Origin of the sequence: Burkholderia sp. Cy-637, from assembly GCF_011753175.1 — a bacterium.
Classification (GTDB): domain Bacteria; phylum Pseudomonadota; class Gammaproteobacteria; order Burkholderiales; family Burkholderiaceae; genus Burkholderia; species Burkholderia gladioli.
This window is the reverse complement of record NZ_VWWC01000254.1, coordinates 1-6,930: the sequence shown is the minus strand read 5'-3', so window position 1 is coordinate 6,930 and position 6,930 is coordinate 1. Positions and strand designations below refer to the sequence as shown.

Genomic DNA, 6,930 nt, shown 5'->3' with positions numbered 1-6,930 from the left:
CCAGCGCGGCCGCCACGCCCGCGGCGGCGCCCACCCCGAGCGCCCAGCGCGGGCCGAAGCGATCGGCCACCCAGCCGACGATGGGCGCGCCGATCGGCGTGCCGCCCATCACGATCGCCACCCGCAGCGCCGTCACGCGCCCGCGCATGCCGGGCTCGGTGGACAGTTGCATCAGGCTGTTCGAGGTATTGGTGATGGTCAGCGAGGCGATGCCGGTCACCACCAGCATCGCGGCGAAGATCCAGAAGCCCGGCGAGAGCGCCGCGCAGGCGCAGCCGAGCGCGAACATCGCCGAGCCGGCCAGCAGGGTGCGCAGGTTCGGCTGCTCGCGGCCGGCGGCCACCAGCGCGCCCGCGATGGTGCCGATCGCCATGATGGACGACAGCAGGCCGAAGCCGCTCGCGCCGGCATGGAACACGTCCACCGCCATGGTCGAGATGAAGATCTGGAAGTTCAGGCCGAAGGTGCCGATCAGGAACAGCATGGCGAGGATCGCGATCAGGTCGGGCCGCCCGCTCACGTAGCGCAATCCGGCCGCGAGCCCGCCCTGGGCGCGCCGCGAACGCGCGCCCGGATGCTGGGCCGAGACGCGCAGCCGCGACAGCGACAGCAGCACCGCGCCGAACGACAGCCCGTTGATCACGAAGGCCCAGCCGGTGCCGACCGAGGCGATCACCACCCCGGCCACGCCAGGGCCGACCATGCGCGCGGCATTGAACACGGTGGAATTGAGCGCGACCGCGTTGGGCAGGTCCTCGTCGCCGACCAGCGAGGTGACGAAGGTCTGCCGCACCGGCGCGTCGAAGGCGGCCGCGCTGCCGAACAGCAGCGCGAACACATAGACATGCCAGAGCCGCGCCACGCCGGTCACCACGATCAGGCCCAGCAGCAGCGCGAACAGGCCCATCAGCGCCTGGGTCACGCGCAGCAGCCTGCGCTGGTCGAAATGGTCGGCGGCGTAGCCGGTCCAGGGCAGCAGCAGCATCTGCGGCGCGTATTGCAGCGCCATCACCAGGCCCACCGCCGAGGCGTCGTGGCGCGTGAGCTGGGTCAGCACCAGCCAGCTCTGCGCGGTGCGCTGCATCCAGGTGCCGATGTTGGAGACCAGCGCGCCGGCCGCCCACAGGCGGTAGTTCGGATGACGCAGCGAACGGAACGAGCGGGCCAGGTTCATCGCGGCTCCGGGCTGGCGGTGGACGTGCAGGCGACGGGAGCGCGGGAGGTGGAAGCACGGGAAGCGAGGGAAGCGGCAACCGAACGCGGCGCGCGGCTGGCCGGCAAGCACCTCGGTGCGGAGGAATCGGATTGCCGGCCGCGCCTCATCGCTCAGTCCTCCGCGAGCCGCTGCAGCAGCGTGACGGCGGCGGCCAGCTCCTGGCGCTCGGCCGCCGACAGGCGCGCCTCGAGCGCGCGTCCGAGCCAATCCTCGCGCGCCGCGCGGCTGGCTCGCAGGCGCTCGCGATAGGCCTCGGCCAGCGCAATGAGCGTCTGCCGGCCATCCTCGGGATCGGGCGAACCCGTCACGGCGCCGGCCGCCTCCAGCGCGGCGACGGTGGCGCGCATCGATTGCGGACGCACGCTCTCGGCGCGCGCCAGCGCGGAAACCGTGGCGGGACCGTCGCGTTCGAGGCGCAGCAGCACCGAGCGCTGCGAGGAGGTGAAATCGCCCGCGCGGCCCTGGTCACGCAGCCGGCGCATCAGCTTGCCGAGCGCGATGCGCAGCTCGCCCGCCAGATGCGCGGGTTCGTGCGAAGCGGGAGATGGGGAGACGGGGGACATGCGCGCAACGATAGCATCTCTACAGGAAAACTGCACAGTTAAACTGTAAAGCTTGTTTCGACGGCAGGGCCGGGGCGGTCCCTGCCCGCGATCACGCGTGCCGTGGCTCGTCCGGTCATACCGCCGGATTTTTGCTCGTGTCAGAATCGCCGGCGTTCCCGTCGATCCTTTTCATCGATCATGCCGACCCTGCCCAGCTCGTCCCGCCGCCAGTTGTTCCTGCTCTATGCCGGGCTGATCGGCGCCAACCTCGCCGCCTGGATCTGGGCGCTGGTGGCGCTGCACGACCATCCGCTGCTGCTCGGCACGGCCGCGCTCGCCTACGGCTTCGGCCTGCGCCACGCGGTGGACGCCGACCACATCGCCGCGATCGACACGGTCACGCGCAAGCTGATGCAGGACGGCAAGCGGCCCTTCTCGGTCGGCCTGTTCTTCTCGCTGGGCCACTCCACCATCGTGATCCTGGCCACGCTGGGCATCGCGATCTCGGCGCTGGCGTTGCGCTCGCGCTTCGACGGCTTCAAGGCCGTCGGCGGCACCATCGGCACGGCCGTCTCGGCGGGTTTCCTGCTGGTGCTGGCGCTGATCAACCTGGTGATCCTGCGCGACATCTGGCGTCGCTACCGCCGCGCCCGCGCGGCCGGCGCCGAAGCCGCCGCGCATCACGAGCACGAGGCGGGCAGTCATCACCACGCGCCGGGCGGCCTGCTCACGCGCCTGCTGCGCCCGCTGTTCCGCCTGGTCACCCGGAGCGCCCACATGTACCCGGTCGGGCTGCTGTTCGGCCTGGGCTTCGACACCGCCACCGAGATCGGCCTGCTCGCGATCGCCGCCGCGCAGGCCAACCAGGGCCTGCCGCTGCACGCGGTGCTGGTGTTTCCCGCGCTGTTCACGGCCGGCATGACCCTGATCGATTCGACCGACAACGTGCTGATGGTGCACGCCTATGGCTGGGCGATGGACGACCCGAAACGCAAGCTCGCCTACAACCTCAGCATCACCTTCGTGTCGGCCGCCGTGGCGCTGGTGATCGGCGGCGTGGAGGCACTCGGCCTCGCCGCCGACAAGCTCGGCCTGGCAGGGGGCTTCTGGGATGCGATCGGCGCGATCAACGACCGCTTCGGTGCGATCGGCTACGGCATCGTCGCGCTGTTCCTGGCCTGCTGGGTGGGCTCGATCCTGTTCCATCGCTGGCGCCGCGCCAGCTCGCAACTGGCCTGACTGGAACAAGCCTGACGAAGCCGGGCGGCGCGCCGCCGGGGCTCGGCACCGCCACCGCCACCGCTACAGCATCTCCAGCGCCCGCTTGGCGCGCGGCGGCTCGAAAGCCACGTCGAGCCGCGCCAGCGCCGCATCGTCGAGCAGCAGGTCCTGCGCGGCGCGATTGGCGCGCACATGCTCGACCGTGCCCGCCTTCGGAATCGCCAGCACCTCCTCGCGCCGCAGCACCCAGGCCAGCGCCACCTGCTCGGGCGTGAGGCCGCGCTCGGCGGCGATCTCGTCGAGCACGGTGCCGCGCGGCAACCGCTGGTGGTCGATCGGGCTATAGGCCATGGCCGGCATGCGATGCGTGGCCAGCCACGGCAGCAGGTCGAACTCGGGCCCGCGCCGCGCCAGGTTGTAGAGCACCTGGTTGGTCGCGCAGCCCGCGCCGCCCGCCGCGACCAGTTCCTCCATGTCGTCGGTGTCGAAATTGCTCACGCCCCAGTGGCGGATCTTGCCGGCCGCGCGCAGCGCCTCGAAGCCGGCCAGCGTCTCCTCCAGCGGCACGCCGCCGCGCCAATGCAGCAGGTAGAGATCGAGCCGGTCGGTGCCCAGGCGCTTCAGGCTGGCCTCGCAGGAGGCGATCATGCGATGGCGGTCGGCATTGTGCGGATAGACCTTGCTGACCAGGAACAGCTCGTCGCGCAGGCCGGCGATGGCCTCGCCGACCAGTTCCTCGGTGGCGCCCTCGCCATACATCTCGGCGGTGTCGATCAGGGTCATGCCCAGTTCGATGCCGGCGCGCAGCGCGGCGATCTCGGCGGCGCGGCGCGCCGGCCGCTCGCCCATTTCCCAGGTGCCCTGCCCGAGCTTGGCGATCCTCTCGCCGTCGGGCAGCGCGATCGTCGTGGTGGTACTGGCCATCTCGTCCTCGCTGGTGATCCGGCAACAGGCCGGCTCGCCAGTGTAGCGAGGCGCGCCGCGCGGCGCTCGCGCGCGTCCGGCATACGGACTATCACCGAGCCGGGCATCGCGAGCTATAACCGCGGCGCGCGATGTCATAAAATGACCCCACCCTGTTTCACACCTCCTTCATGAAGCCACCGACGGAAGACCGCTGGCACGATCTGCGCCCCGACCCGGACAAGGACACGCCGCTCTACCTGCAACTCGCCCGCAAGCTCGGCGACGCGATCCACGAGAACCGCTGGGCGGCCGGCGAGGCCCTACCGTCCGAGCGCGTGCTCTCGGAGGCGCTGGGCGTGTCGCGCATCACGGCACGCAAGGCGATCGCGCTGCTGGTCGAACAAGGCCTGATCCGCCGCACCCACGGCGCCGGCAACTTCATCCAGCCACGCTATGAAGACCCGCTCTCGCGCCTGTCGAGCTTCAGCGAGATGCTGCGCCGCCGCGGCTTCACCCCCAGCTCGCGCTGGATCGCGCGCAGCGTGCAGCCTGCCAATCGCGACGAGGTGATCCAGCTCGGGCTGTCGCCGGCCGCCTCGGTGACGCGCTTGAAGCGCCTGCGCCTGGCCGACGACATCGTGATGGCGGTCGAGGATTCGACCTTCCCCGCCACCCTGATACCCGACCCGGCCGCGATCGGCGATTCGCTCTACTCCTATCTCGAACAGCGCGGCACGCCGATCGTGCGTGCGCTGCAGCATTTTCGCGCCGTCAACGCCAGCGAAGAGATCGCCCGGCAGATGGGCATCGCCCCGCACGACGCCCTCCTGCTGATCACGCGGATCGGCTACACGGCCGACCAGCGCGCCATCGAGCTGACCGATACCTACTGCCGCAACGACTACTACGACTTCGTGGTGGAGCTGCGCAAGTAACGCAATCGATCGGCGCGCGGCGCAAGTTCCGTGCGCGCTCCCGATCGCATCGGCGCATCGCGCGGCTGCGATCCCGCCATCTCAATCGAGCCAGCGCGGCGCGTCGGTGCCCGGCGGCACCGGCGGGCGCGACAGGCTCGGCGGCGTCTCCGACAGGCGCTCGGCCGGCCTCACGCCCCGCACCAGGCCGAACGGCGAGGCCAGCGGCGCGTCCAGGCAGTCGCTCACCGCGTCGATGCCTAGCTCCGGCAGTTCGCGCCCTCCCTCGATCCGGCCGAAGGACTGCAGCCAGCGCCCGGTCTGCGCCAGCGAGACGCGCACGCGCCAGCTCCCGCCCTCGCGCGCCCTGCGCCTGAGCGCCATCATCGCGCCGAACGCGGCCAGGTAGCCGGTCGCATGATCGAGCGCCTGGCAAGGCAGGTGCACCGGCGAATCCTGCCCGGCCGCGCGCTGCTCGTGCCAGGCGATGCCGCTGGCCGACTGCACCAGGCTGTCGAAACCGCGCCGCGTCGCCCAGGGCCCCTGGTAGCCATAGGCACAGACCGACACGCTGACGATGCCCGGATGGCGCGCCGCCAGCGCCTCGTCCGAAAACCCGCGCGCGGCCAGCGCGCCGGGCCGGTACGACTGCAGGAACACGTCGGCGCCGGCCGCCAGCGCGTCGAGCGCGGCGCGGCCCTCGGCTTCGCGCAGGTCGAGATGGGCCGAACGCTTGCCGCGCCCGTTGTCGATCACCAGGGCCGGGATGTTGGGCAGGTGCGGGCCGTTCACCAGCAGCACCTCGGCGCCGTGCTGGGCCAGCGTGCGCCCACCCACCGGGCCGGCGATGATGCGCGTCAGGTCGAGCACGCGCGTGCCCGACAAGGGCTGGCCCGCCTCGCCGGCGCCGACCGGGCGCGGCGGCGCATCGCCGATCCGCTCGATCTCGAACAGGGACCGCCGCGCCAGCGCGCGCGCCGCCTCCAGGGCCTGCCATTCCTCCGGAGTTCGAATCAATGCCGCGCAGAGCCCGGCCTCGGCGAGCGTGGTGTCGAGTTCCGCGCCGTCGCGGCCGAGGATCGCCGCGGCGATCGCTTCCGGCGCGTCCTCGCAGCCCAGCACCGCGACGATGCCCTGCCGGTGATGCGCGAAATTCGCGTGCAACTGGATCCAGCGGCCATCGCGCGTGCGATAGAAACCGGTGGCGGGGTCTCGCGGCTCGGGCGGCGGCTTGCCGTCCACGCGCAGGTAGCGCTCGCTGCGGAACGCGGCCAGCGCCGCGCGCTGGGCCACCGACACCTGCTGCGCGCGCCCGGTGCGTGCCCGGAAACATTCGGCCGCGGCCAGCCCCGCCGCCGCGACGGTGGCGCTCGCCAGCGTGCCGACGCGATGCACCGAGGGCAGGCCCGGGTCCTCGCCATGATCGAATTCGACGCGCGCCAAGGCGTCGGCCGAGCCGCCCGCCATCTGCCATAGGGTGGCCAGGGCCTGTCGTGCATCCATGCTGATCTCCTGATCGACAATCGGTGCAGCGAGTCTAGAATTGCCGATCGAGACCGATCAATCTTGATGGCTCGAATCAATACATACAGATTTGTTTGCTTGATCGCGCACGACTGCGCGAAAGGGAGCTCTTGCGATGCCCCGCATCAACGCGGCCGAAGCCGCCCGCCTGCTCGGCGTGAGCGTGCCGACCCTGTATGCCTATGTCAGCCGCGGGCTGCTCGCCTCGCATGCCGACGGCCGCACCCGCCAGCGCGGCTACGACGCCGACGAGGTGCGCCTGCTGGCGCGCCGCCGCGCCGATGCCAAGCGCGCGGGCGGCGTGGCCGAGCGCTCGCTCGACTGGGGCGTGCCGGTGCTGGAGTCGAGCATCACCCAGATCGTCGGCGGCCGGCCGCATTATCGCGGCCGCGACGCGATCGGCCTGGCCGCCTCGGCCTCGCTGGAAACCGTGGCCGCGCTGCTGTGGGATTGCCCGGCCGAGCGCCTCGCCACGCAACCGGCACTCGCCGGGGCCGAGCTGGCGCGCTGGCAGGGCTGGCTGCGGGACTGGGCCGACTGCGCGCCGCTGGAGCGCACGCTGGCGATGCTGCCGGCCTGCGCCGCGCGGCTGCCGCAGATCGGG

Annotated in this window: 7 protein-coding genes; 3 read left to right on the top strand and 4 right to left on the bottom strand. The window is 71.7% G+C overall.

All coding sequences use genetic code 11. The annotated features are described in order from the left end of the window. Both F3J10_RS33495 and F3J10_RS33490 read right to left on the bottom strand, forming a co-directional pair. A partial coding sequence (locus tag F3J10_RS33495; RefSeq protein ID WP_167243874.1) for an MFS transporter occupies positions 1 to 1,174 on the bottom strand: 1,174 nt, incomplete at its 3' end. A 152-nt stretch (positions 1,175 to 1,326) separates the two neighbouring features. Then, entirely contained in the window at positions 1,327 to 1,779 is a 453-nt protein-coding gene (locus tag F3J10_RS33490; protein WP_167243873.1) for a MarR family transcriptional regulator, read from the bottom strand. A 180-nt stretch (positions 1,780 to 1,959) separates the two neighbouring features. On the opposite strand from F3J10_RS33490, the gene F3J10_RS33485 reads away from it, so the two are divergent. Then, positions 1,960 to 3,000, top strand: a complete 1,041-nt coding sequence (locus F3J10_RS33485; RefSeq protein ID WP_166916598.1) for a HoxN/HupN/NixA family nickel/cobalt transporter — start codon at positions 1,960 to 1,962, stop codon at positions 2,998 to 3,000. A 63-nt stretch (positions 3,001 to 3,063) separates the two neighbouring features. On the opposite strand, the gene F3J10_RS33480 is transcribed toward F3J10_RS33485, so the two are convergent. Next, complete coding sequence (locus F3J10_RS33480; RefSeq protein WP_025098190.1) at positions 3,064 to 3,906, bottom strand: aldo/keto reductase; 843 nt, start codon at positions 3,904 to 3,906, stop codon at positions 3,064 to 3,066. A gap of 170 nt (positions 3,907 to 4,076) precedes the next feature. Here F3J10_RS33480 and F3J10_RS33475 point away from each other — a divergent pair, with 170 nt between their 5' ends. Beyond that, on the top strand, positions 4,077 to 4,823 hold the full coding sequence (locus tag F3J10_RS33475; RefSeq protein ID WP_013699163.1) for a GntR family transcriptional regulator: 747 nt from the start codon (positions 4,077 to 4,079) through the stop codon (positions 4,821 to 4,823). Between the two features lie 81 nt (positions 4,824 to 4,904). Here F3J10_RS33475 and F3J10_RS33470 read toward each other — a convergent pair whose 3' ends face one another. After that, entirely contained in the window at positions 4,905 to 6,305 is a 1,401-nt protein-coding gene (locus F3J10_RS33470; protein WP_167243872.1) for a CoA transferase, read from the bottom strand. Between the two features lie 136 nt (positions 6,306 to 6,441). On the opposite strand from F3J10_RS33470, the gene F3J10_RS33465 reads away from it, so the two are divergent. After that, positions 6,442 to 6,930 (top strand): helix-turn-helix domain-containing protein (locus tag F3J10_RS33465; RefSeq protein WP_167243871.1); only part of this gene is annotated, 489 nt, incomplete at its 3' end.